The following is a 26109-nucleotide window of genomic DNA, read 5'->3' as shown; positions in this document are numbered from 1 at the left end:
TCCAAAATTAAACGTGTTGCAGGGCTTTTTCCGCCAGCTGTGCAAAATAGCGGGCTGCGGGCTCGATCAGGGCTTCGTCAGGATTAAACGCCGGGTGGTGTAAACCATACGGGCTGTTGCTGCCGATGCTGACAAACGCGCCGGGAACAGACTGCAGGTAGACCGCAAAATCTTCCCCGCCCATATGCAGTTCCGCGTGCCGGGTTTCATAGCCTGCCTCTCTGGCAACGGAGGTGGCGAAGTCGGCCCAGCGCTCGTCGTTCACCAGCGCAGTGGGCCCGGCATACCAGGTGATGTCGATCTGCGCGCTGAAGGCGCTGGCAAACCCGGCGGCAATTTCACCCACGCGGGCCTTCACGTTCTGCTGCACTTCCGTGCGATGGGTACGCAGCGTGCCTTCCAGCTCGACGCTTTCCGGCAGCACGTTCCAGGTGTTACCCCCTGCGATGCGGGTGACGCTCAGCACCACCGAGTCCAGCGTATTGACGTTGCGGCTGGCGACGCTTTGCAGCGCCGTCACCAGCTGGCTCGCCAGCACAATGGCGTCGTTGCCTTCGTGCGGGCGGGCCGCATGTGCGCCCTTACCGGTAATGCGAATCACGAAGCGATCGACGTTGGCATAAAACGGTCCGCCGCGGGTGGCGAACTCACCGACCGGCAGGCCGGGCTCGTTATGCATGCCGAAAATGGCGCTGACGTCACGCAGGGCACCGGCACGCACCATGCTCTTCGCACCGCCAAAGTTCTCTTCGGCAGGTTGAAACAGGATACGCACCCGGCCGTTAAGTGAGGCTTCCCGCTCTTTGAGCTTTAACGCGGCACCGAGGATCACGCTGGTGTGGATATCGTGTCCGCAGGCGTGCATCACGCCTGCATGCTGCGAGCTAAACGGCACGCCGCTGCGCTCCTCAATTGGCAGGGCATCAATGTCTGCCCGCAGCGCAATCAGCTTGCTACCGGTTCCAATTTCCGCCACCAGACCGGTCGGCAGATCGTAAGGCTGTGGGGGAATACCGGCATTCGTCAGCCACTGGCGCAGGCGCGCGGTGGTCTCCACTTCCTGGCCGGACAGCTCCGGGTTCCGGTGCAGCTCACGACGCCAGGCAATCAGTTGTTCGCCGAAGCTCATACGGTGACCTCCCTGTTAAGACGCGCCTCGGCCAGCAGACGCAGAGACGCGACGCGCGTTGCCCCCTCCGCGACCGGCGTGTCGATGATAAATTCGTCAATGCCCCACTGTTCGTGCAGCGCGTTAAGCTGTTCCAGCACCGACTCAGCAGTGCCCGCCAGCAGCGACTGGGCCCGACGGGCAATGCGTACCGGCTCGCTCCCCGCCTGACGGGCAAAGGCGTAGGCCTGCTCCTCGCTGGCGACGGTTACGCGCTGGCCGTTTGCCAGCTCAACGCCCCACACTTCGACCTTCTGCGCCAGCGCGTCCGCTTCGGCCTGGGTCGGCGCGACAATCGCCTGCACCGCCACAATCACCTCCCGCGCGCTGTTCTTCCGCCAGATCGATACCACCTCGCGCAGCAGCTCCGGATCGCCGTTAAGGTGCGCGGCAAAGACGAAGTGCCAGTCGAGCGATGCGGCGAGCAGCGCGCTTTCGGGGCTGGCCCCCAGCAGGAAACCTTGTGCAGGGACCGGCGGCAACGGCGTGGCACGGACGGCCTCTTCCGCCGACTGGTTTTCAGGGCGGATCCAGCGATCGAGCTGCGTCAGCTGTTCGGCAAAGCTGCCTTTTTCCTGTGGATGCAAGCCAGGCTGCAGCGCGCGGGTCGAAAGCGGTAACCCACCGGGGGCTTTCCCGACGCCCAGATCCACGCGACCCGGCGCCAGCGCGGCCAGAACGTTAAAGTTTTCAGCGACTTTATAGGGGCTATAGTGTTGAAGCATGACGCCGCCAGAGCCCACGCGGATGCGTTTCGTTTGCCCGAGGATCCAGGCAATCAGTAGTTCCGGCGAGGGGCTGGCGAGTTGCGGGGTATTGTGGTGTTCGGCAATCCAGAAGCGGTGATAGCCCAGATTTTCCGCCTGTTGCGCCAGCGCTAACGTCCGCGCCAGCGCATCGGCAGCCGTTTCATTTTCAGCGATGGGGCTTTTATCCAGAATGCTGATTCGCCATGACATGTTGCGTTCTCGTTTGACTTAACATGTCGACATTATTAAAGGCGTATTTCACCACTGAGAAACAATTAATTTACATTTGGTTTGCCGGAAATCAGAAAAGCATAGCCCTGCTAACGGTGTGATTTTAGCGTTGAAATGAGCGCGTCGGCCTGAGGCCGGGAGGTAATGCGGACAAACTGAATATGGGCATACTGCGGATTTTGCATATCTGCTTCATAGCGCTCGCGGTTACTGCGCCAGGTTTTGATCGTCCAGATAATGATTGACTCCCGGCTGAAAAATGAACGGCGGAAGCTTTCACGGTTTCCTGTGCCGGGCCACAGCTCCTGCCGGTGCCATGCGCGTTTGAATGCACGCGTGACCGCCTGCCGGAGCGTGCGGGTGAACCCGCAATCGACCCACACGACCATATCCACATCACGCCACTTCACCGGGCGCGTGCGGTTGTAGTTACCGTCGAGCACCCAGCCAGGCGTGGCGTCCAGGGTATTCGCCAGCGTTGCAAGTAATTCCTCATCGGGCGTTCCCTGCCAGTCGGGCCGCCAGTAAAGCCTGTCCATCTCAATGTAGGGAAGTGCCAGTTCCGCCGCGATGCGTCGGGCAAGCGTACTTTTTCCGCTCCCGCTGGTACCAATAATATTGATTTTCACCGTTCCGCCTGGACATGCTGAAGAAAACGGATTGCATCATAGCGTTTTAGTTTTGTTAATGAAACGCCAGTGAAGCGCAGCAGCCTGACGCCCTCCACCTATGCAATTATTAAGATATTCTGATGATTAAAGCAGCACTTCAATAATTGTTTTGACTAAAAAATCACCACGATTCAGCGCGTTGTAAACCTTGTCTGCTCTGACCACACGATTTCCTTCGACGTGCATCACTTTCGGCACGGTTATATTTTGCGTCGCTTATCAATTGCAGGTAGGATGCCTCGCCATGTTTCGCCTTATCCATACGCAGAATGACTGGGAAGGCGGCATGTGTTTGCGCAGAAGCAATCGTTTGTATTGCGCTCTGCCAGGCAGGACTATCACGATAATGGTTCAGACAGGCAAACAGGTAACTCAATGAAAACAAGCAATAAAAGCGCAGCCGATCATCACGCTGCGAAACGTCGCTGGTTGAACTCCCACGAAGAGGGCTACCACAAAGCGATGGGCAACCGTCAGGTTCAAATGATCGCCATCGGCGGCGCTATCGGAACGGGTCTGTTTTTAGGTGCTGGAGCGCGTCTGCAGATGGCGGGCCCGGCTCTCGCCCTGGTCTATCTGGTGTGCGGGATCTTCTCTTTCTTCATTCTTCGCGCGCTGGGTGAACTGGTACTGCATCGCCCTTCCAGCGGAAGCTTCGTCTCTTACGCCCGAGAATTCCTCGGTGAAAAAGCCGCCTACGTGGCAGGCTGGATGTACTTCGTCAACTGGGCGATGACCGGTATCGTCGATATCACCGCCGTTGCGCTGTATATGCACTACTGGGGCGCGTTCGGTGATGTGCCGCAGTGGGTCTTTGCCCTTGGCGCGCTGGCAATCGTCGGCACCATGAACATGATCGGCGTGAAGTGGTTCGCCGAGATGGAGTTCTGGTTTGCGCTGGTCAAAGTGCTCGCCATTGTGATTTTCCTGGTGGTCGGTACCGTCTTCCTCGGCAGCGGCAAGCCGCTGGATGGCAATGCTACCGGCTTCCACCTGATAACCGATAACGGCGGTTTCTTCCCGCACGGTCTGCTACCTGCGCTGGTGCTGGTGCAGGGCGTGGTCTTTGCCTTTGCCTCTATTGAGCTGGTCGGTACCGCTGCGGGCGAATGTAAAGACCCGCAAACGATGGTGCCAAAAGCCATTAACAGCGTGATCTGGCGTATCGGTCTGTTCTACGTCGGCTCCGTGGTGCTGCTGGTTCTGCTGCTGCCGTGGAACGCCTATCAGGCCGGCCAGAGCCCGTTCGTCACCTTCTTCTCGAAGCTCGGCGTGCCTTACGTGGGCAGCATCATGAACATCGTGGTGCTGACGGCGGCGCTCTCCAGCCTGAACTCCGGTCTTTACTCTACCGGGCGTATCCTGCGCTCCATGTCGATGGGCGGTTCAGCGCCGAAGTTCATGTCGAAGATGAGCAAGCAGCACGTGCCTTACGCAGGCATTCTTGCCACGCTGGTGGTGTACGTCTTCGGCGTATTCCTGAACTATCTGGTGCCGTCTCAGGTCTTTGAGATCGTTCTGAACGTGGCCGCACTCGGCATTATCGCTTCCTGGGCCTTTATCGTGGTCTGCCAGATGCGTCTGCGTAAAGCCATTAAAGAAGGCAAAGCCGCAGATATCAGCTTTAAGCTGCCGGGCGCGCCGGTGACCTCCTGGCTCACCCTGCTCTTCCTGTTCAGCGTGCTGGTGCTGATGGCGTTCGACTACCCGAACGGCACCTATACCATCGCCACCATCCCGCTGCTGGCCGTGCTGCTGATCGCTGGCTGGTTCGGCGTGCGTAAGCGCGTTCACGAAATTCACAGCACCGCGCCGGTTCATCCAGACGATGAAAAACACGACGCGCCGCTGGTGGAAGAGACCTCGCGTTAAGCATCACACAGGCATTAAAAAGGGAAGGCATATGCCTTCCCTTTTTTTATATTACAGCGCGATACGAATAACATCGTCAGGCTGGGTCGCTTCCTGCTGACGGGTAGATTTCTGCTTCACCGTCACGTAAAGCGTTTTGCCATCCGCAGAGAGCACCAGGCTGTTCGGGTAGACCGGCGTATCGAACGTTTTCGTCACTTTGTAGGTCTTCGCGTCAATCACGCTCACCTTGCCGGCCTCACGGTGCGTCACGTAGGCTTCATTGCGAGCCGGATTAAACAGAACGGCCAGGGATTCAGGCGCGGCGATTTTCTCGATCACGCTGCCGTCTTTCAGGCTCACCGCCAGCACTTCCGGCTGTTTTGAATCGGTCAGGAACGCGCGCTGACCGGCGGTGTCCAGGCTCAGGTTCAGATAGAAGTGCTCTTTTCCGTCGTCCTGCACTTTTTTGCGGCTCAGGATTTTGTTGGTGGCGGTATCGATGGTGACCAGTTCACCGTCTGCATTGGTGGTGTACAGGCGTTTCGCCTTTGCATCCAGCGCCAGACCGGTACTGTATGTGCCAGTGTTGGCAATGGTCTCTTTCAGCTTCAGCGTTGCGCCATCCACGACCCAAATCACGCTCTCTTTGCCGACACCGGTGATGTAAATCGTGTTGCTCGCGTCATCCGCCACCAGCTGGCGCGGCTGCAGCGGCTTGACGGTTTCACTGCGCTGGCGGCTATCAAGCACCAGTCGCCCTTTCACGTCGCCCGTTTTTGCATCAATGGCCGTCACTGCGCCGTTGATCGTATTACCCAGCCACAGGGTTTGCGTCGCGCCGTCGAGGGTGGCGCCAAACGGTTTGAGATCGCTATGAATGGCCTGCGTCACCTCCAGCGTAGCAGGATCGAGGCGATAGATAACGCCACCCTTGTCGAGTTTACGGCTTTGCGACGTCGCAACCCACAGCGCATTCTCCTGCTGGCTGACCGCCATTTCATAGGCACCTTTACCCACCGCTTTACGCAGCATCTCTTCGGCGGCATGCGCCTGGAAGGTTCCGGCAAACAGTAAAGCGGCAGACAGCAGAGACGTACTCAGGCGTGGCGAGCACAGATGGCGTAAAGACATAACAATTCCTTTTTTGAAAATTGGGGGTACTGCTGACATCGCTTCCGGCTGGCAACGTCATGGCATTGCCGTTTTGATAATGAGAATAGTAATCATTAATAAGTTAAAAGTGGAGTTTTTCTTTTCCCTGGTGCCTTTCATTAACGCAATGTGCGGTTATAGTTTTCAAAACATTTACAAAACCTTTAACATGTATGGACATGTTCCATTTGGTTCGTTTACACATCACAACCGGTTTTACTCATGAAAATCATATCTGCCCGTAAGGCATCTCTCCCGCTGCTGCTGGTTCCCGTTGTTTTTGCGCCTCTAAGCGCGATGAGCGCAGAGGAACAGACCATGATCGTCAGCGCCACGCCGCAAACCGTATCAGAGCTTGATACTCCGGCGGCGGTCAGCGTCGTGAATGGCGAGGATATGCGCCACGCTGCGCCGCGCATTAATCTCTCCGAATCGCTTGGCAGCGTTCCGGGACTACAGATTCAGAACCGTCAGAACTATGCTCAGGATCTCCAGCTTTCGATGCGCGGGTTTGGTGCCCGCTCAACGTTTGGCGTGCGCGGCATTCGCATGTACGTCGACGGTATTCCAGCCACCATGCCGGACGGACAGGGCCAGACCTCCAACATCGATCTCTCCAGCATTGACAGCGTTGAGGTGCTGCGCGGTCCCTTCTCCGCCCTGTATGGCAACGCCTCTGGCGGCGTGATTAACATCAATACGCAAACCGGGCAGCAGCCGCCGACCATCGAGGCAAGCAGCTATTACGGCAGTTACGGGACATGGCGCTACGGCATGAAAGCCACCGGCGCAATGGGCGATGGCACCCATGCCGGGGACGTGGATTACACCGTATCCACCACCCGCTTCACCACTAAAGGCTACCGCGACCACAGCGGCGCGCGGAAGAATCTCGCTAATGCCAAACTGGGCGTACGCATTGACGATGCCAGCAAGTTGACGCTGATTTTTAACAGCGTGGACATGAAAGCAAACGATCCGGGCGGGCTGAGCTATCAGGAGTGGCAGGATAACCCGCGTCAGTCCCCGCGCGGCGATCAGTACAACACGCGCAAGACCATCAAGCAGACTCAGGCGGGGCTGCGCTACGACCGCCAGCTTAGCGCTCAGGACGATCTCAGCGTGATGATGTACGCCGGCGAGCGTGAAATGACGCAGTACCAGTCGATTCCCTACCAGCCGCAGCTGAGGCCTTCTCACTCCGGCGGCGTGATCGATATGCAGCGTCATTATCAGGGGGTTGATACCCGCTGGACGCACCGCGGCGAGCTGCTGGTGCCGGTCACCTTCACCACCGGTCTGAACTATGAAAACATGAGTGAAGATCGTCGCGGGTACGAGAACTTTGTGATGAACAACGGCGTGCCGGACTACGGCGTGAAGGGTGATAAACGCCGGAACGAACGTAACCTGATGTGGAACGTTGACCCTTACCTGCAGACCAGCTGGCAGCTGACGCAGAAACTGTCCGTGGATGCGGGCGTGCGTTATAGCTCGGTCTGGTTTGATTCTAACGACCATTACGTTACTCCGGGCAACGGCGACGACAGCGGTGACGCAAGCTATCACAAGTGGCTCCCGGCGGGCTCCGTGAAGTATGCGGTGACGGACGCGTGGAACCTCTACGCTGCCGCAGGGCGTGGGTTCGAAACGCCAACCATCAACGAGCTTTCGTATCGCGCCGATAACCAGGGCGGCCTGAATATCGGCCTGCAGCCTTCCACGAACAACACGTATGAGGTGGGCAGCAAAACCCGCATTGGCAATGGCCTGCTGACGGCAGCGCTGTTCCGCACCGATACGGATGACGAGATCGTGGTGGATGCCAGCTCTGGTGGCCGCACAAGCTATAAAAATGCCGGAAAGACCCGCCGTCAGGGAGTCGAAGTGTCTCTCGATCAGCAGTTTGCTGAGAACTGGAAGCTGAAAATGGCATGGACCTACCTTGATGCCACCTACCGGACCAACGTCTGCGGCGACGCGGACTGTAACGGCAACCGTATGCCAGGCATTGCCCGCAATATGGGCTATGCGTCGTTTGGCTGGCAGCCTGAAGAAGGCTGGTACGCGGGCTCGGACGTGCGCTACATGAGCGATATCATGGCCGACGACGAGAACACGGCGAAAGCGCCATCGTACACGGTGGTCGGGCTGAATACCGGGTATAAATTCAACTACGGCAACTGGGGGATGGACGTCTTTGGCCGCGTAGATAACCTGTTCGACAAAGAGTACGTTGGCTCGGTTATTGTCAACGAATCCAACGGGCGTTATTACGAGCCAGCGCCTGGCCGTAACTACGGTGTGGGTCTGTCGGTGTCTTATCGGTTCGAGTAACAAATAAGTAAAGTTTATTTTATACCGAAAATAACGATCCTGATGGCAAAATGCCATCAGGAGTTATTCACCAGATAAATAAATAGACGCGGTATATAGTCGCTCTGTTAAATTATCTCTCAGTTAAAATATTGTCGCTGTAAAAGCGTATTCGCTTCATCAATCGATTTTTCTATCGCCTTCTGGCTGGCGTCAACATCCCGGCGTTCCAGGGCTGAAAGCAGTTCGTCATAGTGATACGTCGCTTCCTTAATGTCATTAAGCTCCTGGTGCAGATAGTTAATGCAAGGCCCGATGCGCACCCAAAGCTGTTCAATTAATGCATTCAGCGTGGGCATTTCCGCGTACTGATAAAGCGTAAAGCGGAAGATGCGATTTGCCTGCAATGCCTGCTGAACGTTTCCGTTGCGCATGGCCTCATGAAACGCTTCCGACAATTTGCGCAACGTCTCGATCTTTTGGTCAGACATATTCTGACAGGCTGCGGCAACCGCCATGGGTTCAAGCTGCTTGCGAATAGCGTTGATTTCGTTATAACGCTCCAGCGTCACCTCCGGCACCAGAAATGCCTGTGCCGGCGTGGCATGTAATGCACCCGCTGACACCAGACGCAGTAGCGCCTCGCGCACTGGGGTAATGCTGGTTCCTAATTTATCGGCGATCTCTTTCGTAATCAGTCGTGCACCCGGTTTAAGGGAGCCTGTAATTAACGCTCCTTTCAAACTGAGTTCAACTTGCATGGTAAGACTGATCCTTTGGGCTTTTTCTAAGTGATCCAAATCAAGCATGTTCAATTCCTGTAGCTAAAACTTAATGCTATTTTTAAACGCCAGTTTTAATAAAACGACGCTGGTCCGATATATCCTGTATCGTCATGCCTGGTGGTGGGAAGTACGTAAAACAGCAAAAAATGCAAAAAATGTTTTTTTTATCGGTTTCGGGCTCATCCGGGATGATGGCGCGAAAAGCCATGTCCGTTAATTAAAGACAATATATCGTATCTTCACAAATAAATATGGCGGGAAACCCCGCCATAGTGCCTTTTATTTATTGTCACCCGCGACGCGAATCACGACTTTACCGAAGTTTTTTCCTTCCAGCAGGCCAATCAACGCTTCAGGCGCGTTTTCCAGCCCGTCCGTCACCTGTTCACGATAGTGAATTTTGCCCTCCTGCACCCAGCGCCCCATCTCTTCCTGAAACTCATGAATGCGGTGGCCGTAGTCCTGGGCAATGATAAAGCCCTGCATCCGGATGCGTTTCTTCAGAATAGTGCCCATCAGAAGCGGCAAACGGTCTGGCCCCTCAGGCAAGCCCGTTGCATTGTAGCCGCTCACCAGACCACACACCGGCACGCGCGCGGAGGTGTTCAGCAGGGGCAGCACGGCGTCAAACACTTTCCCGCCGACGTTTTCATAGTAGACATCAATGCCGTTCGGGCAGGCCTGCCTGAGCTGGTCGGCAAAATCCGCGGCGTGGTGATCCAGGCACAGGTCAAACCCGAGAACCTCAACGGCATGGCGGCATTTCTCTGCGCCACCGGCGACGCCGACCACCCGGCAACCTTTGATTTTGCCGATCTGCCCAACCGTCGCGCCAACCGGGCCGGTCGCCGCAGCCACCACCAGCGTTTCACCCGCTTTCGGTTGCCCGATATCCAGCAGCCCCATATAGGCGGTAAAGCCCGGCATACCCAGTACGCCCAGCGACCAGGAAGGATGAGACGGATTGTCGCCCAGCTTCACCAGGCCGCTGCCGTCCGAAAGTTCATACTCCTGCCAGCCGCTGTAGCCCAGCACCCATTCACCGGCTTTGAAGTCGGGATGGTTTGACTGCTCAACGCGGCTGACCGTTCCCCCCACCATCACCGCACCGAGCTCAACCGGCGGTGAATAGGATGGCGCGTCGCTCATGCGACCCCGCATATAAGGATCCAGCGACAGCCAGACGGTACGAAGCAAAAGCTGCCCCGCACCCGGTTCCGGAACAGGCTGCGTTTCCAGACGAAAATTTTCCGCGACCGGTGCGCCCTGTGGACGAGAGGCCAGCACCCAGCGGCGGTTATGCGAAACAGAGTGATTCATCAGGATCTCCTTCTGGTACAAATGTCATTACAGCCTGGCTCACGTTCAGCGTTATCGCATTAGCATTACGAGCCAGACTGGTTGAGGCGTACAACCAGATAGATGCAGGTTTCATTCGTCTCGTTGATGAACCGGCAGTCATTAGGCGGCCCCAGCTCAAGACAGTCTCCGGCGCGCATCTCGTGGCGCGTATCGCCCTCCTGAAACACCAGCTCACCGGACTGCAGCCAGATAAGCTGACGCGCCAGCGCGTAAGAAGAGGCCGGCATCGGAACATCGCTGCCCGCAGGCAGTTCAACCTGAACAAGGTCGATGGGCAGATCGGTACGGGGGGAAACATGGCGGCGGAGGTAATGCGTCTGCGGGTCGCGCCAGACGGGCTGGTTTGCCAGGCGCAGCAGCTTGCCCTCCTGCATTTCGGCCCGGGCAATCAGCGTTGACATGCTGATGCCAAACGCGCCCGACAGGCGGGCAAGCAAGGTGGCGGTCGGGCTACTGTCCCCGCGCTCGATTTTATGGATCATGGCGCGGGAGACGCCTGCCCGGTCCGCCAGCTCGCTCAGGGACCACCCGCGAGACTCGCGTTCAAGGCGAATTCTTGCGCTAATCCGTTGATTCATTGTGTCTGTTATGGTGTTCATGACGTCATACTATAGTGTATGAACGGCATTTCAATGGGCTTTTGATAACAAAAAAATATGGCTTATGCCGTAGCGATCGGGCGATACAGTTGTGTAATATCGTAGCGACAACGTAATACTATAGTGAACAACACACAGAGGCTTCATCATGATCGTTCGTCATGCCTGCAAAGAAGACTGCGCTGCGATAGGCGAGATTTACAACCACGCGGTGCTGCACACTGCCGCGATCTGGAACGATAAAACCGTTGATACCGATAACCGAATCGCCTGGTTCGAGGCCCGCACGCTCGCGGGTTACCCGGTTCTGGTGGCTGAGGAAAATGGTGTGGTTACCGGGTACGCCTCTTTCGGCGACTGGCGCGCCTTCGACGGCTTTCGTCACACGGTTGAGCATTCGGTGTATGTCCATCCGGAGCATCAGGGTAAAGGCATTGGCCGCACGTTAATGAAAGCGCTGATCAACGAGGCCCGCGCCATCGGCAAACACGTGATGGTGGCCGGCATTGAAGCGCAAAATAAGGCCTCGATTCACCTCCACGAAACGCTCGGTTTTGTGACCACGGGGCAGATGCCGCAGGTGGGAACCAAGTTTGGCCGCTGGCTGGACTTAACCTTTATGCAGCTGCAGCTGGACGAGCGCAGCGACCCGGACGCAATCCCATGAATCAGTCGCTGACGCTGGCGTTCCTGGTGGCGGCGGGGATCGGTCTGGTGGTACAAAACACCTTAATGGTGCGTATCACCCAGTCCACCTCCACCATTCTTATCGCAATGCTGCTGAACTCCCTGGTCGGCATTGTGCTGTTTGTCAGCATTCTGCTGCTGAAGCAGGGCTTCGCCGGGTTCAGCGAGCTGGCCGCAACGGTGCGCTGGTGGACGCTGATCCCGGGGCTGCTGGGGTCGTTTTTTGTGTTTGCCAGCATCAGCGGCTACCAGAACGTGGGCGCGGCAACGACCATCGCGGTGTTGGTCGCAAGCCAGCTGATTGGCGGGCTGGCCCTTGACGTGCTGAGAAGCCATGGCATTCCCCTGCGCGCGCTGATCGGCCCGGTAAGCGGCGCGGTGATGCTGGTCGTCGGGGCCTGGCTGGTAGCGCGACGCCAGTTTTGATTACAGTATGGTGCCGCCCCTGGTCAGCTGTTCCTGGCGCGTGTCCATCTCCTCTTTGTGCTGCTTACCGTGGTGCGAAATCGCGGTACGCAGACGCTGCTGTTGGCCGTAACGGTCTTCACGGCTGAGATCGGCATCATCGCTCAATGCAATCAGCAGTTCGTTCATGTGGGCGATGACGCTCTCTTCGATGGCGGCATCCACGCGGGCGATAACTTCGTTTAAATGTGACATTGTCACTCCTTGTTTTTGCCGGGTGGTGGCTTACGCCTCACCCGGCAATAAATGCTTAGTTCAGCTTCGCTTTAGAGAAATCGCTGCCCATCAGGCTCACGCTGTATCCGGTCACGTTGCTGCGGGTTGCAAAGAACGTTTTGCCGTTTGCCAGCGCGATCCACGGTGCCTGCTGGTAGAAAATCTCCTGCGCCTGGCCGTACAGTTTCGCACGCTCGGCCGGATCGCTGGTCAGCTTCGCTTTTTGCACCAGTGCATCATAACCCTTATCGCACCAGCGCGCGGCGTTTGACCCGGTTTTAATGCTGTTGCAGCCCAGCAGCACATCGGCAAAGTTGTCCGGGTCGCCGTTATCGGACATCCAGCCGAACAGCGCGGAGTCGTGCTCGCCTTTACGCATCCCGGAGAGGTATTCCCCCCACTCATAGGAGACGATTTTGGCCTTCACGCCGACTTTCGCCCAGTCGCTCTGGATCATCTCCGCGATACGACGCGAGTTAGGGTTATACGGACGCTGAACCGGCATTGACCACAGCGTGACTTCCGCGCCCTTCTCCAGTCCGGCCTGCTTCAGCAGCGCTTTTGCTTTATCAGGATCGTAGCTGTAGTCCTGCAGATCTTTATTAAAGCCCAGCATATTTGGCGGGATCGGCGATTTAGCCACCGTACCGGAGCCCATAAAGACCGCATTAACGATAGCCTTCTTGTCGGTCGCGTAGTTCAGCGCCTGACGCACCAGCACGTTATCGAACGGCTTTTTCTCGGTGTTAAACGCCAGATAGCCGACGTTCAGCGCATCGACAGAGTGCAGCGTCAGGTCTTTGTTCTTTTTAATCACGTCAAACTGAACCGGAGACGGCGCAGGAATAATCTGACACTCGTTGGTTTGTAATTTCGCCAGGCGGGTTTCCACGTTTGGCGTGATGGAGAAGATAAGATGTTTGGTCGGCACCTCGCCATCCCAGTAGTTCGGATTAGCGACGTAGCGGATCAGCGAGTCCACCTTGTACTGCTGGAGCACATAGGGCCCGGTACCGATCGGCCAGGTATCTACGTTCTCAGGCGTGCCTTTTTTCAGCATCACATCGGCGTATTCGGCGGAAAGGATCGACGCGAAATCCATTCCCCAGTCGGCCAGGAACGCGGCGTTGGGTTCACTCAGGATGAACTGGACGTGATAATCGTCGACCTTTTTAACGTCCTGAATCAGCTTATCGAGCCCGACATCGTTGAAGTATTCGTAGTTGCCCTGGGACACATTATGGTACGGGTGTTTAGGGTCTTTCTGACGCATCACCGAGAAAATAACGTCATCGGCGTTAAAGTCGCGCGTCGGCTTGAAGTATTTGTTGCTGTTGAACTTCACCCCTTTGCGCAGGGTAAAGGTATAGGTCTTGCCGTCCGGTGAAATCGTCCAGGATTCCGCCAGTGACGGTACCGGGGTATTTTTCACCGGGTCGAAATTGATCAGGCGGTTGTACAGAACCTGAGAGCTGGCCACGAACGACGGGCCGGAGCTGGCGATTTGCGGGTTGAACGACTCTGGCGATGCCTCGGAGCAGTAAATAAGGGTGTCGTTGTTTGCCGCCCATGCGGCACCGGCTGGTAAAAGAGCGCTCAGCGCAAGGGCGAGAAGCGTTTTCCCTGTAGACATAGTTATAACCCTGACAGTTTTATTATATAGGTCAGTAATAACAGCACAGCCCTTATCACCTGGCAAATAACGAAACACTATCAGGTTATTCTAAAGCCGCGTTTTTTGCCGGTTTTGCCGCCAGTGCAGAAAAAGGTGATTTGCCTTAAGTGACGTTATTCGTCAAGCACAACCGTCACGATCTATGCCGCAAGAAATCGGCGCTTTTAGCGTCTCTTCCTCCGTTTGTTTGCTTCCTCGTTTCGTTAAAGTAACGGTGTGAAGAAGTATATGGGATCAAATCGTGGCAAAAACTCTTTTACGCAGCGGTAATCTGGATGATTTTCAGGCCGTTGGCGGCGGCGGACAGGCCGTTTTTGAATCAGCGTTACAAATCCGGGAAGCGCTTCGATTGCGCAAACAGCAGGCCATAGTGGACTGTCTGGCTATTCCTCAGGTCAACGACAGCGGCGACCGTGTGGACTGGTATTCCCCCGTTGAGGGAAGCGTCACCAGCTGGAAGGCGGCCAGTGAAGACGACCGCTATCGCGCCCTGCGCTATCTGGAAAACACGCTTGCCAGCGTTGAGTCGTTAAGCAAGAAATGCCTCCAGTCGCCCAAAACCGCGCAGCAGCTTTTCGGCTCGCTGCTGTCGAAAGCGTTTCAGTTTCCCGGCGAGAATTTTGTTTTCCTGGTCGCAGGAAAGCCGATTATTTGCTTCTGGGGTTTTGTAAACCTGAACGAAAATGCGCGCGACGATGTCCTCGACTGCCTGCGTGAAGCGTTGATCCCCGAGCCTGCCACCGTTGTGATTGAAGAGCCCGAGCCAGAACCCGCGCCCGAACCGGCCATCACTTTTGAAAAAGCAGACGAGCCGCTGATTGCGCCTGTCGTCGCCGTGCGTATTACGCCGGAAGAACTGTATGAGCCGGAGCCCGCGCCGGTTGTTGCGCAACCCGCTCAGGAACCTGCGCCTGTTGCCGTCACGAAAAAACGTCGCATTCCCCTGTGGACCCTGCCGGTTGCCGCCGTGATTGTGGCAGCCGTTGCCGCGCCGCTGCTGTGGCCAAAACAGGCCCCTTCGGCAGAGCCCGCTCCGGCACCGGCTCCTGAGCCCGTGGCTATTGCACCGCAGCCGATCAAAGCGGTAGAGCCGCTGGCTATGAATCTCCCCCTGCATCAGGCTGAGGTCGTCGCCAGTAAAGAAAAAGAACCCGCGCCTGCGCCTGAAGCCGCACCGGTGGTAATTGTTCCGATCCCGAAAGATGCCATGGTGATGGAAGCCGGTCAGGTGAAAGCCGGGTCGACGCGCTTCCTGAACGGTACCTGGCGCGCGGTTCTCGACGTGAAAGATCCGGTCACCGGCAAGCCGCCGTCAATGCGCTATCAAATCCAGAACAATAAAGGTTTCGCCCGCGTCGTGCACGGCGACAACATTGTCTGCCGCGCGGAGATTTTCTCCGGGCTGCACAGCAATGGCGAGCTGATGATTAAAAGTCGCGGCAATGCCCGCTGCACCGACGGTTCCCGCTATCCGATGCCGGAAGTCGCCTGTAAAGCCGGGGCCAGCGATATCGCAGAATGTCGCGCTCGCTACGATGCCAACACCGTCGTCCCACTGACGTTCAAGAAAGCAGGTGCCTGATCCTATGCTGGTAAATCTTTGCGACTATAAACAAAGCGTCACGCTTATTGCCAACAGCGGCGTGCAGTTCCTGGATTTCGGCCTGACGCCGCAGGACACCGCCAGCAACGGGCGCTTCGTTCGTAAAACCGCGAACGGCCCCCTTTTGCGACTCGATTTCGACCTGGTGAACGGGCGCTATACCCTGCCGGGGACGAACGGCGGTCAGCCTGAAGTGGTTAAACCGGAAACCACCATTCCGCTGCATCAGTCCCTTGCCGTGCTGGACGGCGTCTGGCTTCCCGTGCCGTTCCTGCGCTTCAATCCACCGCGAACCTTTGTGGAAGGACCGGATAACTGGGCGCGCGTTCAGGTGCGCAAGCTCGAGAAGCCCGACACGGCAGGCAACTCGCACCGCGTCACCCTCGCGCTCGACAGCCAGATCGCGGAGCATGCCACTTCCGCCCTGTCGCCGGTTGAAAACGATATTCTGAATGGAACCCGCTTTGCGCTGGCGTGGCGCGATAGTGAGGTAGAAAGTTTCCTCGACCAGACCTGGATTGACGGCTGGCTGCGTGAGGCATTTACCCAGTATGCCGACGGCGTTGAAAACCGCTCTGAACGCGACCTGCATCAGGCGATGCGCAGTTTTGAATATCAGGCCCACTGGCTCAATGTACTGACCATGCTCGGTGAACAACTCACCGTGCCGGAAGTGAAATTTGTCACCCACACGCTCAGCACGCCTGCCATTCCCGTCGACCTGATCCTCGACGTGGGCAACACCCACACCTGCGGCGTCATTATCGAAGACCACGGTGATGCAAACGACGGGCTTCGGCAGACCGCCGAGCTGCAGGTTCGTTCGTTAAGCGAGCCGCAGTTCCTGAACGAGCCTCTCTTTACCAGCCGTCTTGAATTCTCCGAAGCGCGTTTTGGCAAACAGCACTTCTCGGTGGAAAGCGGTCGCGAAGATGCGTTTGTCTGGCCGTCGATTGTTCGCGTGGGCGATGAAGCCCGCAAGCTGGCGATGCAGCGCCTGGGAACCGAAGGTAACAGCGGCATCTCCAGCCCGCGCCGCTACCTGTGGGATGAAACGCCTGTCGTGCAGGACTGGCGCTTTAGCCAGATGAACGGCAAAACCCAGCGTGAACCGCTCGCCACGGCGTTTCCGCTGATGAACCTGATGAACGATGACGGTGAGCCGCTGTTTACGCTGCCGCAGGACGAGCGGCTGCCGGTCTTTTCGCCGCAGTACAGCCGCAGCACGCTGATGACGCACATGCTGTGCGAGCTGCTGGCGCAGGCGCTGGGCCAGATCAACAGCGTCGCCACCCGCCTGCGCCTGGGTTTCCCGGCCTCGCCGCGCCAGCTGCGCACCCTGATCCTGACCCTGCCCTCGGCCATGCCGAAGCAGGAGCGCGAGATTTTCCGTCACCGCATGTTTGAAGCCATTGCCATCGTCTGGAAAGCGATGGGCTGGCACCCGCAGGATGAAGATTTTGCCACCCGCAAGCAGCAGGAAAAAAGCGTGGTGCCGGTCCCTGAGATCCAGATGGAGTGGGATGAAGCCAGCTGCGGTCAGCTGGTCTGGCTGTATAACGAAGCGATTTCCCGTTTTGGCGGCCAGACGGAAGCCTTTTTCGCCTCACTCGCCCGCACGGATCGTGAACCTGAGCCGGGCGTGCAGCCGGGCCGCGCATTACGCGTCGCGTCTATCGACATCGGCGGTGGCACCACGGATATGGCAATAACCCACTACCAGCTTGATGACGGCTCCGGTAATAACGTCAAAATCACCCCGCAGCTGCTGTTCCGCGAAGGGTTCAAGGTGGCGGGCGACGATACCCTGCTGGACGTGATTCAGCGCTATGTCCTGCCCGCCCTGCAAACGCAGCTGCAGAAATCCGGCATTGCGGACGCCTCACTGCTGATGGCGTCGCTGTTCGGCGACTCCGGGCGTATTGATACCCAGGCGGTACTGCGCCAGCAAACGGCGCTTCAGCTCTTTATGCCGATTGGCCACGCCATTCTTTCTGCGTGGGAAGCCAGCGACATTGACGATCCGCTGGCGGGCCTGCATGCCACCTTTGGCGAGCTCCTTGCGCAGAAACCAACCCGCAACGTGATGAACTATCTTCAGCAGGCAATCGATCATGCCCTGCCGGCGGGCTCAGAGGCGTTCGACCTGTTCGCCGTGCCGCTGCACGTGAGCTTCCGCGAAATGCAGGATGCAATGCTGGCCGGTCAGTTTACGCTGACCTCGCCGCTTCACGCGGTGTGTGAAGCGATTTCCCACTACAGCTGCGATATTCTGCTCATCACCGGGCGCCCGGGCTGCCTGCCGGGCGTTCAGGCGCTGATTCGGCATCTGCAGCCGGTGCCGGTCAACCGCATCGTCTGGCTGGATAAATATCAGGTTCACGAGTGGTATCCCTTCAGCCAGCAGGGGCGCATAGGCAATCCGAAATCGACCGCCGCGGTGGGGGCCATGCTCTGCAGCCTGGCGCTCGATCTGCGTCTGCCGCGCTTTAACTTTAAGGCCGCGGACATTGGCGCCTATTCCACCGTGCGCTATCTGGGCGTGTTGGATAACACCGTCAATACCCTGCGCGAGGAGAACGTCTGGTATCAGGATATCGATCTCGATAAACCCGGCGCGAAGCTTGACGCCCGTCTGCACTTCCCGCTGCGCGGTAACGTTACCCTCGGCTTCCGCCAGCTGGCGAACGCGCGCTGGCCCGCCACGCCGCTTTATACGCTCAGCATCAACTCGGCTGAACTGGCAAAAGCGATTGCCGGCGACGGCGTGCTGAACGTGCGGCTTAAGCTCTGCGGCGGTAGCAAATTAGAGGGCCCTGAGTCCTTCGAGCTCAGCGATGCCTGGCTGCAGGACGGCACGCCGGTTGCGCCTGACGCGTTAACCTTCAAACTGAATACCCTGGCCGATCGCCGACACAGCGGTAGCCACTACTGGATCGACAGCGGGAGCGTATACCTGAAATGACAGCGACCACGACCACCACTCAGGCCTTAATCGGGTGGATTAATGAGACGCGCCTGAACGCCCCTGTGCTGGATAACGATGCTGATGCCCTGCTTGCTCGCATCAACGCGGCGCAGGCGCGGGAGCAGGCCATTGAACGCGCCCTGACCCGCCGGAGCAGCATTGGGCTTTACGGCCATTCTCAGAGCGCCAAAGCGCACCTGCTGCTGTCGCTGTGCGGCAGCGGTAACGGGCGCCTGAACGTGATGCCGGGCCAGCGCACCTTTGACTATTTTTCGCATATTAACCCAGGGCATGCCCTGACCAACATGGCCGTGCGCTTCACCCGAGACACCCCGGAGATAAAGGATGAGGCGTTTCCGCTGCGTCTGAGCCTGGTGACAGAGGCCGAACTGGTACAGCTGTTTATTGCCCGCACGACGCTGCACCCGCAGATGCGCGCGGTGGATAAGGCGGTCATTGAGACGCGTCTGGAGAAATGGCGCGGCCTTCGCCAGCCGCAGAGCGTGCCCGGCATCACGGCGCAGGATGTGGGTGCGATTTCGCGTTTCTGGCAAAGCACGGTACCCGCCGCGAGACAGCAAATTGATGACGCCCTGTGGCATGAGTTTGCCCAGCTGGTGCCATCGCTCGATCTCAGCACCCGCGCCAGCGTCTGGTCGCTGCTGTGGGGCGAGCAACAGGAGTTAACCCAGCAGTGGCTGAAGCTTGCCCACGTGCTGCATCAGACCAGCCATGCGAGCGAGCTGGCTGCGCCGCTGAGCCTGCTGGTGGACAGCTTTGGTCTGCCTGGTGAAGGGTTCCTGACGCACGGCACCTTAACCCAGCAGGAAACTCAGGAGACGCTGCTTCATCCGCTGAACAACGGTGAAATGCTCAACGCCATCAGCATCCCGGTCGACGTGCTTGCCTTCCTTACCCGCGAGCTGGTCTTGCCGGTTGAGAATGGCGCGCTGGATAACGTTGATATCATTGATATTCCGGTCTTTGAAGACGGCAGTGCCGATCCTTTAGTACAGGCTAAATGCCAGTGGCTGCTTGAACATTACCGCCAGCAGCTCCAGCCGGATGTGCTGGTTATCTGCAACGCGACAGCGCGGCACGAGCAGACGGCCCAAAAAGCAAAAGTGTTAATTAACTGGATTAAAGAGACCCAGCCTGCCGAGGAGTCTGCCCTGCCGGGGCTGGTGTGGGCGATCACCCCGCATGACGCTCGTTTCACTACCCGACAGAATCTCGATGAAGCCGTACAGCATCTGCTGGGCAAGCCAGGCCTGCGCTGGGGAACTCTGCAGGCGCTGGACAGCCACAGCATGCAGCGCGTCATTGAGTGGTTGTCTCAGGCGACGCTCCCGGCACAGCGGCAGAAGCGTCTCGGCACGCTGAAAAACCTGCTGCGGCAGGAGATCGCGTCGCTGATGCAAAGCTATCTGGCGCCGCTGGTTGAGGAACCGGGTACACGACGTGCTCAGGCCGAAAACATGGTGCGCACGCTGCAAAGCAGCGCCGCCCGTCACGGCGAGCTGCTTGAGGGCCTGCTGCCGCCGCTGAAAGCCTTTGAAACGCTGCTCGCCGTTCAGCAGCCGCGCGAGGAGCAAGTGAACGGGCTGTTCACGGACACCATCGATCTGTTCGCCGATAACGCCCAGGAAAGCGCAGGACGATTCCAGACAAAAGACAAAGCGCGCCTGGCGCACAGAGTATGGATAAATCATCTGCGCCAGTGGAGCCGCAATGAAGCTACCGCCGCCCGTCTTGGTCTGGAGCCCGCGGTGCTGCAGCAAATCGCGGATGTGCTGGTGGTAACCAGCTACCGGCTTAATCTGCCGCAACAGCTTCAGCAAATTGTCGACGCGGATAAAAGCAGCGCGGCGCAGCTGCATGCGGTGATAGGGAATTTCGTTGGCTGGCTGGGTTACGACCAGACCCCGTCAGCAGAACGCCCCGCAAGCCGCATTCGCAAAGGTCAGGCAATCTTTGTTACGCCCGTCGTCAGCAGTGCCGCACCGCGCCTGACGCGTCTGGGGGAGCAGCCTGTTCATGCGGCCACCGCGTACGTTTATGACTGGCTGGTTGCCCTCTATAACCGGGCAATCGAAAACATTGATTATCAGCACCCGCATGATGTTCAGCCTGACGCACGTCGGGCACTGCGGGCTTTAATCCTGTAGAGGCCTATCTTGCCGGGTAGCGCTGCGCTTACCCGGCCTGTATTCAGCAACGATAATCACGCCGCCATACACTCCGCTAACGCCTGCGCCAGTGCCGACGGGTTTTCCCACGACATGGAGTGCCCCGCAGCAGGGATGATTTTGACCTCAACGCCCTTCAGCTTCAGATTATCCACATCGTCATCCGGCAGTGAGAGCTCACCAAAAATCAACGTCACCGGGCAAGGCAGCGACAGAAATTGCGCTTCCCAGTCCGGCTCAACACCGGCGACCAGGCTTGATGCGCCGCGCCAGACGGCATAGGGTGCATTGCTTTGCAGGCACCCGGCCCAGGCGGTGGTCTCTTTGCGGAGCATGGCATTATAGCCCTGTGCCACAAACTGGTGTTCGGTTTGCGCCGCAATAGCGCGGCTAAACATCCCCCCACCGGCGTGAAAATTGGGCTCCGACACCATCAGTCCCTTCACGCGCGGTGCCAGCAGCCCCGCCATTTCTATAGCAATGCTGCCGCCCATGCTGTGACCGTATAACCAGAAGGCATCCAGCTGAAGATGGTCAATCAACTCCGCCACGACGCGCGCCTGTTCAGTCGTTTTATAGCTGTAATGTTCAGGCTTATCGCTGTAACCGCTGCCGGGTAAATCGATGAGAATAGCTCTGCGCCCGTCAAACTGAGGGTCTCGGACGACGCGAGGATATTCATAGGAAGAGGCGCAGCCCAATCCGTGGATAAAGACTACGGGATCGCCAGAACCGGGCAAATCATGCCAGCGCACGGTGCAACCCGCATGATGCGAGTAAAAACTGTTCATAAGCACTCCTTTTACGATGCACTGTGTATTTATACAGCCATCGTAACTGGAATGCTATGTTCATCTTTCGAAATTGGAAGGATGCTTCAGAAAAGAGAAATCAGCAGCGCAACTGGGAAACTCATCGGCCAGGTCGACCCGACCAGAAACGCGCTAAGCAGGCGGATGCGCTTGCGGTCTTTAGAAAGGAACCAGGTAATCAATGCACAGATGGAAGCCATCACTGCGTAAAAAACCAACATCTTTTGATACAACGTCATTCTGTATACCAGAGCCGAAAAAATAACCGCACGCAATATGCGTCATATTTTGATACAGATCAAGTTTTTTTCATTACATAATAACCACTTAAATATTATGGCTAATAACAACTGAGTATTTTGTATTACAAACAGGGGGAGCCACCCATTATCTTCTTGATAACATGCAAGTTAAATGCACTTTTTGATAAATCCTCTCTTCCGCAAAGGCGTCTAATAAAGGCAGACATACATGGGAGGCAATATGCTACGCATTCCGCAAAGCTGTATTCATACCCGCTCTACCCCTTTCTGGAATAAAGAAACCGCCCCCGCCGGGATCTTTCAGCGTCATCTCGACACGGGTACCCGTCCGGGCGTTTATCCCCGCCTGTCCGTTATGCAGGGTGCCGTCCGTTACCTGGGTTATGCTGATGAACATGCCCCTGAGCCTGACAGCACACTGATTATCAGGGCAGGCCACTTCGGTGTTTTTCCACCTGAGAAATGGCATCACATCGAGGTGATGAGCGACGACACGCTGTTCAATATTGAATTTTTCGTCGAACCAGAGGTGTTGAAGTCGCTTTAAGCGGCTTTTATTTACGAGGAAACCCTTATGCTACGTATCCCTGAGAATTTTGTTCATACCCGCTCCACGCCATTCTGGAACAAAGACACTGCGCCAAAAGCCCTTTTCACCCACCATAATACGAAAGCCAGCGTATATGGCCGTTTGTCGGTGATGCAGGGTGCGGTGCGCTATTTCGGTTTCCCGAACGCTGACGCGACCGAACCGGATCTGGAGCTGGTGATTGAAGCCGGATCGTTTGGCATCTCGCCGCCGGAGAAATGGCACCGCATCGAGCTATTGACCGACGATACCTATTTCAATATCGACTTTTTTGCCGATCCTGACGTTACGCTTCAGGGCGCGGGCATCGGCAAAGTGGTCAATACACATAAGGAGTAACCGCGTGGGTAAAGCAACGTACACAGTGACCGTGACCAACAACAGCAACGGCGTCTCGGTGGATTATGAAACAGAGGCCCCCATGGAGTTGCTCATCCCCGACGTCGCCGCAGACGTGGTAAAAGATCTGGTGAATACCGTCCGCGCTTACGACACGGAAAATGAGCACGAGGTGTGTGGCTGGTAAAGCAAACGCCCGGCGATGCAGACCGCCGGGCATGATTTCCTAATGTTTTATCATCACATGCCGGACAACCGTATAATCCTCAAGCCCGTACACCGACATATCCTTTCCATAGCCAGACAATTTCATGCCGCCGTGCGGCATTTCGCTCACCAGCATAAAGTGGGTATTGACCCAGGTACAGCCGTACTGCAGACGCGCGCTCAGGCGATGGGCGCGTCCCACGTCTTTCGTCCAGACCGACGACGCCAGGCCGTACTGCGAATCGTTCGCCCAGGCCAGGACCTGCGCTTCATCGTCGAATTCGGTGACGCTCACCACCGGTCCAAACACTTCTCGCTGAACGATGGCATCGTCCTGTTTCGCCCCGGCCAGCAACGTTGGCTGGAAGTAGTAGCCCGCCCCCTCTTTTTTGCTCCCGCCCGTCACCACGCGGATATGGCCGAGGGCTTTCGCCTCGTCAACCGCCTGACAGACGCGTGAAAGATGGGCAGCCGAGCTGAGCGGACCGAGTTCAGTAGACTCATCCTCCGGGGCACCCATTTTGAGGCTGGCGACCGCGGCACCGAGCTTTTCCACCAGCCGGGCATAGATCCCCTTCTGGGCATAGATACGGCAGGCCGCCGTACAGTCCTGCCCGGCATTGTAGAAACCAAACGTCCGCACGCCTTCTACAACCGCATCCAGGTCGGCGTCATCGAACACGATAACCGGCGCTTTACCGCCCAGCTCCATGTGGGTGCGCTTAATGGAGGACGCCGTGTGGCCGATGATATGCTCCCCGGTGGCAATCGAACCGGTCAGCGACACCATGCGCACTTTTTCATGTCCGGTGAGCGGGTCGCCCACCGTTTTCCCGCGTCCAAACAGCACGTTGAGAACGCCAGCCGGGAAGATATCTTTCGCCAGCTCCGCCAGCTTTAACGCCGTCAGCGGCGTGATTTCAGACGGCTTGATGACCACACAGTTACCGGCCGCCAGCGCAGGCGCCAGCTTCCATGCCGCCATCATCAGCGGGTAATTCCACGGCGCGATAGAGGCAACCACGCCCACCGGGTCGCGGCGGATCATCGACGTGTGGCCGTCAAGATACTCACCCGCGGCCAGCCCGTTCAGGCAGCGGGCCGCCCCGGCGAAGAAACGGAAAACGTCGACCACGGCGGGAATTTCATCGCCCAGCGCACAGTGCAGCGGCTTGCCGCAGTTGAGGGATTCGAGCCGGGCAAACTCTTCGCCATGCGCTTCAATCGCATCCGCGAGCTTCAGCAGGCACTCGGCGCGGGTTTTCGGCGTCGTTTGTCCCCACGCCTCAAAAGCACGGTCGGCGGCCTGAACCGCCGCGTCGACCTGTGCCGCTGACGCTTCAGCAATCTCCAGCAGCACCTCTCCGGTGGCCGGGTTATAGACAGGCTGTTTCTCTCCCTCTCCGGCAACCAGTTCACCCTTTATCAGCAGATGTGTTTGCATAGCATTGTCCTGTTCAAATCAATGTTATTTCCCGCCGCCGGCGATGTTTTCGCCGTCGCGGGTTAGCCACCAGGCTCCCAGAATGGGGATGGTTGTTACCAGCATCACCAGCAGTGCAACGACGTTGGTGACCGGCACGTCGCGCGGACGGCCTAGCTGATTGAGCAACCACAGCGGTAACGTGCGTTCGTGTCCCGCCGTAAAGGTTGTGACGATAATTTCGTCAAACGACAGGGCAAACGCCAGCATTCCCCCGGCCAGCAGCGCGGAGCCCAGGTTGGGCAGCACCACATAGCGGAAGGTTTGCCATCCGTCGGCCCCGAGATCCATCGACGCTTCCACCAGACTCCAGGAGGTGCGTCTGAACCGCGCAATCACGTTATTGAAGACCACCACCACGCAAAACGTGGCGTGCCCAACCACGATGGTGAAAAACCCCGGCTCCAGGTTAATCGTTTTGAAAGCCGTCAGCAGCGCCAGGCCGGTGATGATCCCCGGTAACGCAATCGGTAACAGCAGCAGCAGAGAGATCGCATTCTTGCCAAAAAACGCGCTTCGCCAGAGCGCCGCTGCAGCAAGCGTGCCAAGCACAAGGGCTATCGCGGTGGATAGCGCGGCAACCTGAAGTGACAACGTCACCGATTCAATGATATCGCCGCGCCCCGCCGCCGCAGTAAACCACTTCAGCGTCAGCCCCTGAGGCGGAAAGCTGTAGGCAGCATCTTCGGTATTAAAGGCATAGACTGCGATAATCAGCAGCGGGAAGTGCAGGAAGATGACGCCTCCCCACGCTGCCACTTTCAGGAACAGCGGTGCGCGTTCAGAGTGCATCGAATGCTCCCAGACGCTTCACGAACGCCAGATAGAGTGAAATCAGCACGATGGGAACCAGCGTGAACGCGGCGGCCATGGGCATATTGCCGATCGCCCCCTGCTGGGAGTAGACCATGTTACCGATGAAAAACCCCGGCGGCCCGACCAGCTGCGGTACGATGAAATCCCCCAGCGTCAGGGAAAAGGTGAAGATTGAACCCGCGGCAATACCCGGTATAGCCAGCGGCAGAACGACATAGCGGAAGGTCTGGCGCGGGCGCGCGCCGAGATCGGCTGAGGCCTGCAGCAGCGAAGCCGGCAGACGTTCCAGCGCCGCCTGAACGGGCAGGATCATAAACGGCAGCCAGATATAGACGAAGACCAGAAACCGCCCCAGCCCGGAGGTGGATAAGGTGTTGCCGCCTACCGCGGGTAGCGTAAGGATCGAGGTCAGGAGCGGCTCCAGCCCCAGGTGATTGAGGAACCACTGTGCCACGCCGTCCTTCGCCAGCAGCAGCGTCCAGGCGTAGGCTTTGACGATGTAGCTCGCCCACATTGGCAGCATCACGGCGATATAGAAAAACGCTTTCCACTTACCTCGGGTGTATCGCGCCATGTACCAGGCCATCGGGAACGCCAGAATTGCGCTGGCAATCGTCACCGCAATCGCCATCGTTAACGTGCGCAGGATGATGTCGTAGTTTGCCGGGTTGAAGAGCGCCAGAATGTTCGCCAGGGTCAGATCCGGCGTGACCGCCATGGTGAAATCGTCAAAGGTGTAAAAACCCTGCCACAAAAGGGTCAGCAGCGATCCTAAATAGACAATGCCAAACCACATCAGCGGTGCAAGCAGAAGCAGGAACAGTCCGAGCGATGGTTTACGCCAGAACAGTGACGTAATGCGGCTTATGCGGCCGCGCGGGGCTGGAGGGTGCGCGACACTCATAGCCAT

The 26109-nt window shown here is 57.5% G+C and carries 24 protein-coding genes; 10 read left to right on the top strand and 14 right to left on the bottom strand.

Annotation, left to right across the window (positions count from 1 at the left end; translation table 11 throughout):
* Window positions 1-7: 7 nt before the first annotated feature.
* From IM299_RS00655 to IM299_RS00645, 3 genes are all read right to left on the bottom strand, one after another.
* Entirely contained in the window at window positions 8-1129 is a 1122-nt protein-coding gene (locus IM299_RS00655; protein WP_028013282.1) for an amidohydrolase, read from the bottom strand.
* The gene (locus tag IM299_RS00650; protein WP_059357618.1) at window positions 1126-2127 is read right to left on the bottom strand and encodes an LLM class flavin-dependent oxidoreductase; all 1002 of its coding nucleotides are present in this window, start codon (window positions 2125-2127) and stop codon (window positions 1126-1128) included. Before IM299_RS00650 ends, IM299_RS00655 begins: the two co-directional genes overlap by 4 nt.
* A 110-nt stretch (window positions 2128-2237) precedes the next feature.
* A complete protein-coding gene (locus IM299_RS00645) occupies window positions 2238-2777 on the bottom strand; it encodes an AAA family ATPase (RefSeq protein ID WP_048958338.1) in 540 nt (179 codons plus the stop codon).
* A 417-nt stretch (window positions 2778-3194) separates the two neighbouring features.
* Here IM299_RS00645 and ansP point away from each other — a divergent pair, with 417 nt between their 5' ends.
* Window positions 3195-4691, top strand: a complete 1497-nt coding sequence (gene ansP, locus IM299_RS00640) for an L-asparagine permease (protein WP_028013287.1) — start codon at window positions 3195-3197, stop codon at window positions 4689-4691.
* 51 nt (window positions 4692-4742) lie between these two features.
* On the opposite strand, the gene IM299_RS00635 is transcribed toward ansP, so the two are convergent.
* A complete protein-coding gene (locus IM299_RS00635) occupies window positions 4743-5804 on the bottom strand; it encodes a YncE family protein (RefSeq protein ID WP_193356832.1) in 1062 nt (353 codons plus the stop codon).
* Between the two features lie 243 nt (window positions 5805-6047).
* Here IM299_RS00635 and pqqU point away from each other — a divergent pair, with 243 nt between their 5' ends.
* Window positions 6048-8162, top strand: coding sequence for a TonB-dependent receptor PqqU (gene pqqU, locus IM299_RS00630; RefSeq protein ID WP_041909791.1), 2115 nt, complete (start codon window positions 6048-6050; stop codon window positions 8160-8162).
* 119 nt (window positions 8163-8281) lie between these two features.
* On the opposite strand, the gene IM299_RS00625 is transcribed toward pqqU, so the two are convergent.
* From IM299_RS00625 to IM299_RS00615, 3 genes are all read right to left on the bottom strand, one after another.
* On the bottom strand, window positions 8282-8950 hold the full coding sequence (locus IM299_RS00625) for a GntR family transcriptional regulator (RefSeq protein WP_193356831.1): 669 nt from the start codon (window positions 8948-8950) through the stop codon (window positions 8282-8284).
* Window positions 8951-9205: 255 nt separating this feature from the next.
* A complete protein-coding gene (locus IM299_RS00620; RefSeq protein WP_193356830.1) occupies window positions 9206-10246 on the bottom strand; it encodes an NADP-dependent oxidoreductase in 1041 nt (346 codons plus the stop codon).
* A gap of 65 nt (window positions 10247-10311) precedes the next feature.
* Complete coding sequence (locus IM299_RS00615) at window positions 10312-10887, bottom strand: helix-turn-helix domain-containing protein (protein WP_021240241.1); 576 nt, start codon at window positions 10885-10887, stop codon at window positions 10312-10314.
* A 148-nt stretch (window positions 10888-11035) separates the two neighbouring features.
* Here IM299_RS00615 and IM299_RS00610 point away from each other — a divergent pair, with 148 nt between their 5' ends.
* Together IM299_RS00610 and IM299_RS00605 are read left to right on the top strand one after the other, a co-directional pair.
* Window positions 11036-11554: a GNAT family N-acetyltransferase gene (locus IM299_RS00610; RefSeq protein ID WP_045260624.1), complete on the top strand. Its 519-nt coding sequence runs from the start codon at window positions 11036-11038 to the stop codon at window positions 11552-11554.
* On the top strand, window positions 11551-12000 hold the full coding sequence (locus tag IM299_RS00605) for a DMT family transporter (RefSeq protein ID WP_193356829.1): 450 nt from the start codon (window positions 11551-11553) through the stop codon (window positions 11998-12000). Before IM299_RS00610 ends, IM299_RS00605 begins: the two co-directional genes overlap by 4 nt.
* On the opposite strand, the gene IM299_RS00600 is transcribed toward IM299_RS00605, so the two are convergent.
* Both IM299_RS00600 and IM299_RS00595 read right to left on the bottom strand, forming a co-directional pair.
* The gene (locus tag IM299_RS00600; RefSeq protein WP_193356828.1) at window positions 12001-12234 is read right to left on the bottom strand and encodes a YdcY family protein; all 234 of its coding nucleotides are present in this window, start codon (window positions 12232-12234) and stop codon (window positions 12001-12003) included.
* A 55-nt stretch (window positions 12235-12289) separates the two neighbouring features.
* On the bottom strand, window positions 12290-13888 hold the full coding sequence (locus IM299_RS00595; protein WP_193356827.1) for an ABC transporter substrate-binding protein: 1599 nt from the start codon (window positions 13886-13888) through the stop codon (window positions 12290-12292).
* 283 nt (window positions 13889-14171) lie between these two features.
* Here IM299_RS00595 and IM299_RS00590 point away from each other — a divergent pair, with 283 nt between their 5' ends.
* Genes IM299_RS00590 through IM299_RS00580 form a run of 3 tightly spaced genes read left to right on the top strand, consistent with a single transcriptional unit; the run spans window position 14172 to window position 20669 of the window.
* On the top strand, window positions 14172-15512 hold the full coding sequence (locus IM299_RS00590; RefSeq protein ID WP_048956115.1) for an SrfA family protein: 1341 nt from the start codon (window positions 14172-14174) through the stop codon (window positions 15510-15512).
* A 4-nt stretch (window positions 15513-15516) separates the two neighbouring features.
* Window positions 15517-18498 (top strand): virulence factor SrfB, encoded by a 2982-nt coding sequence (locus tag IM299_RS00585; RefSeq protein ID WP_193356826.1) that lies wholly within the window; start codon window positions 15517-15519, stop codon window positions 18496-18498.
* The gene (locus tag IM299_RS00580) at window positions 18495-20669 is read left to right on the top strand and encodes a virulence factor SrfC family protein (RefSeq protein ID WP_193356825.1); all 2175 of its coding nucleotides are present in this window, start codon (window positions 18495-18497) and stop codon (window positions 20667-20669) included. The genes IM299_RS00585 and IM299_RS00580 overlap by 4 nt, the downstream gene beginning before the upstream one ends.
* A gap of 56 nt (window positions 20670-20725) precedes the next feature.
* Here IM299_RS00580 and IM299_RS00575 read toward each other — a convergent pair whose 3' ends face one another.
* Both IM299_RS00575 and IM299_RS00570 read right to left on the bottom strand, forming a co-directional pair.
* Window positions 20726-21481, bottom strand: coding sequence for an alpha/beta fold hydrolase (locus IM299_RS00575; protein ID WP_048956120.1), 756 nt, complete (start codon window positions 21479-21481; stop codon window positions 20726-20728).
* An 86-nt stretch (window positions 21482-21567) separates the two neighbouring features.
* Window positions 21568-21741 carry a GhoT/OrtT family toxin gene (locus tag IM299_RS00570; protein ID WP_014883956.1) on the bottom strand — a complete coding sequence of 58 codons (174 nt, stop codon included), beginning with the start codon at window positions 21739-21741 and terminating at the stop codon, window positions 21568-21570.
* Between the two features lie 244 nt (window positions 21742-21985).
* Here IM299_RS00570 and IM299_RS00565 point away from each other — a divergent pair, with 244 nt between their 5' ends.
* Genes IM299_RS00565 through IM299_RS00555 form a run of 3 tightly spaced genes read left to right on the top strand, consistent with a single transcriptional unit; the run spans window position 21986 to window position 22880 of the window.
* Window positions 21986-22312 (top strand): DUF1971 domain-containing protein, encoded by a 327-nt coding sequence (locus tag IM299_RS00565; protein WP_041912006.1) that lies wholly within the window; start codon window positions 21986-21988, stop codon window positions 22310-22312.
* A 27-nt stretch (window positions 22313-22339) separates the two neighbouring features.
* Window positions 22340-22693, top strand: coding sequence for a DUF1971 domain-containing protein (locus tag IM299_RS00560; RefSeq protein WP_028013302.1), 354 nt, complete (start codon window positions 22340-22342; stop codon window positions 22691-22693).
* A gap of 4 nt (window positions 22694-22697) precedes the next feature.
* A complete protein-coding gene (locus tag IM299_RS00555) occupies window positions 22698-22880 on the top strand; it encodes a DUF1869 domain-containing protein (protein ID WP_003856955.1) in 183 nt (60 codons plus the stop codon).
* 39 nt (window positions 22881-22919) lie between these two features.
* Here the strand turns inward: IM299_RS00555 and patD are convergent, their stop codons facing one another.
* From patD to IM299_RS00540, 3 genes are read right to left on the bottom strand one after another with little or no spacing between them, the layout of a single operon-like run.
* Complete coding sequence (gene patD, locus IM299_RS00550) at window positions 22920-24344, bottom strand: aminobutyraldehyde dehydrogenase (RefSeq protein ID WP_060571765.1); 1425 nt, start codon at window positions 24342-24344, stop codon at window positions 22920-22922.
* A gap of 24 nt (window positions 24345-24368) precedes the next feature.
* A complete protein-coding gene (locus tag IM299_RS00545) occupies window positions 24369-25175 on the bottom strand; it encodes an ABC transporter permease (RefSeq protein WP_193356824.1) in 807 nt (268 codons plus the stop codon).
* Window positions 25165-26109, bottom strand: a complete 945-nt coding sequence (locus tag IM299_RS00540; protein ID WP_041909766.1) for an ABC transporter permease — start codon at window positions 26107-26109, stop codon at window positions 25165-25167. The genes IM299_RS00545 and IM299_RS00540 overlap by 11 nt, the downstream gene beginning before the upstream one ends.

Source organism: Enterobacter cloacae complex sp. P47BA, from assembly GCF_014930485.1.
In the GTDB taxonomy this organism is placed as follows: domain Bacteria; phylum Pseudomonadota; class Gammaproteobacteria; order Enterobacterales; family Enterobacteriaceae; genus Enterobacter; species Enterobacter bugandensis.
Note: the sequence above shows the minus strand (reverse complement) of the source record. Positions and strands in the feature narration are given on the sequence as shown.

What these genes read in the sequence shown, in the direction of transcription:
- IM299_RS00600 (WP_193356828.1), bottom strand. Translation starts at nt 12,234, where the DNA reads ATGTCACATTTAAACGAAGTTATCGCCCGCGTGGATGCCGCCATCGAA.
- IM299_RS00565 (WP_041912006.1), top strand. Translation starts at nt 21,986, where the DNA reads ATGCTACGCATTCCGCAAAGCTGTATTCATACCCGCTCTACCCCTTTC.
- IM299_RS00545 (WP_193356824.1), bottom strand. Translation starts at nt 25,175, where the DNA reads ATGCACTCTGAACGCGCACCGCTGTTCCTGAAAGTGGCAGCGTGGGGA.
- IM299_RS00615 (WP_021240241.1), bottom strand. Translation starts at nt 10,887, where the DNA reads ATGAACACCATAACAGACACAATGAATCAACGGATTAGCGCAAGAATT.
- IM299_RS00560 (WP_028013302.1), top strand. Translation starts at nt 22,340, where the DNA reads ATGCTACGTATCCCTGAGAATTTTGTTCATACCCGCTCCACGCCATTC.
- pqqU (WP_041909791.1), top strand. Translation starts at nt 6,048, where the DNA reads ATGAAAATCATATCTGCCCGTAAGGCATCTCTCCCGCTGCTGCTGGTT.
- IM299_RS00585 (WP_193356826.1), top strand. Translation starts at nt 15,517, where the DNA reads ATGCTGGTAAATCTTTGCGACTATAAACAAAGCGTCACGCTTATTGCC.
- IM299_RS00570 (WP_014883956.1), bottom strand. Translation starts at nt 21,741, where the DNA reads ATGACGTTGTATCAAAAGATGTTGGTTTTTTACGCAGTGATGGCTTCC.
- patD (WP_060571765.1), bottom strand. Translation starts at nt 24,344, where the DNA reads ATGCAAACACATCTGCTGATAAAGGGTGAACTGGTTGCCGGAGAGGGA.
- IM299_RS00595 (WP_193356827.1), bottom strand. Translation starts at nt 13,888, where the DNA reads ATGTCTACAGGGAAAACGCTTCTCGCCCTTGCGCTGAGCGCTCTTTTA.
- IM299_RS00655 (WP_028013282.1), bottom strand. Translation starts at nt 1,129, where the DNA reads ATGAGCTTCGGCGAACAACTGATTGCCTGGCGTCGTGAGCTGCACCGG.
- IM299_RS00605 (WP_193356829.1), top strand. Translation starts at nt 11,551, where the DNA reads ATGAATCAGTCGCTGACGCTGGCGTTCCTGGTGGCGGCGGGGATCGGT.
- ansP (WP_028013287.1), top strand. Translation starts at nt 3,195, where the DNA reads ATGAAAACAAGCAATAAAAGCGCAGCCGATCATCACGCTGCGAAACGT.
- IM299_RS00620 (WP_193356830.1), bottom strand. Translation starts at nt 10,246, where the DNA reads ATGAATCACTCTGTTTCGCATAACCGCCGCTGGGTGCTGGCCTCTCGT.
- IM299_RS00625 (WP_193356831.1), bottom strand. Translation starts at nt 8,950, where the DNA reads ATGCTTGATTTGGATCACTTAGAAAAAGCCCAAAGGATCAGTCTTACC.
- IM299_RS00540 (WP_041909766.1), bottom strand. Translation starts at nt 26,109, where the DNA reads ATGGCTATGAGTGTCGCGCACCCTCCAGCCCCGCGCGGCCGCATAAGC.
- IM299_RS00575 (WP_048956120.1), bottom strand. Translation starts at nt 21,481, where the DNA reads ATGAACAGTTTTTACTCGCATCATGCGGGTTGCACCGTGCGCTGGCAT.
- IM299_RS00650 (WP_059357618.1), bottom strand. Translation starts at nt 2,127, where the DNA reads ATGTCATGGCGAATCAGCATTCTGGATAAAAGCCCCATCGCTGAAAAT.
- IM299_RS00610 (WP_045260624.1), top strand. Translation starts at nt 11,036, where the DNA reads ATGATCGTTCGTCATGCCTGCAAAGAAGACTGCGCTGCGATAGGCGAG.
- IM299_RS00580 (WP_193356825.1), top strand. Translation starts at nt 18,495, where the DNA reads ATGACAGCGACCACGACCACCACTCAGGCCTTAATCGGGTGGATTAAT.
- IM299_RS00635 (WP_193356832.1), bottom strand. Translation starts at nt 5,804, where the DNA reads ATGTCTTTACGCCATCTGTGCTCGCCACGCCTGAGTACGTCTCTGCTG.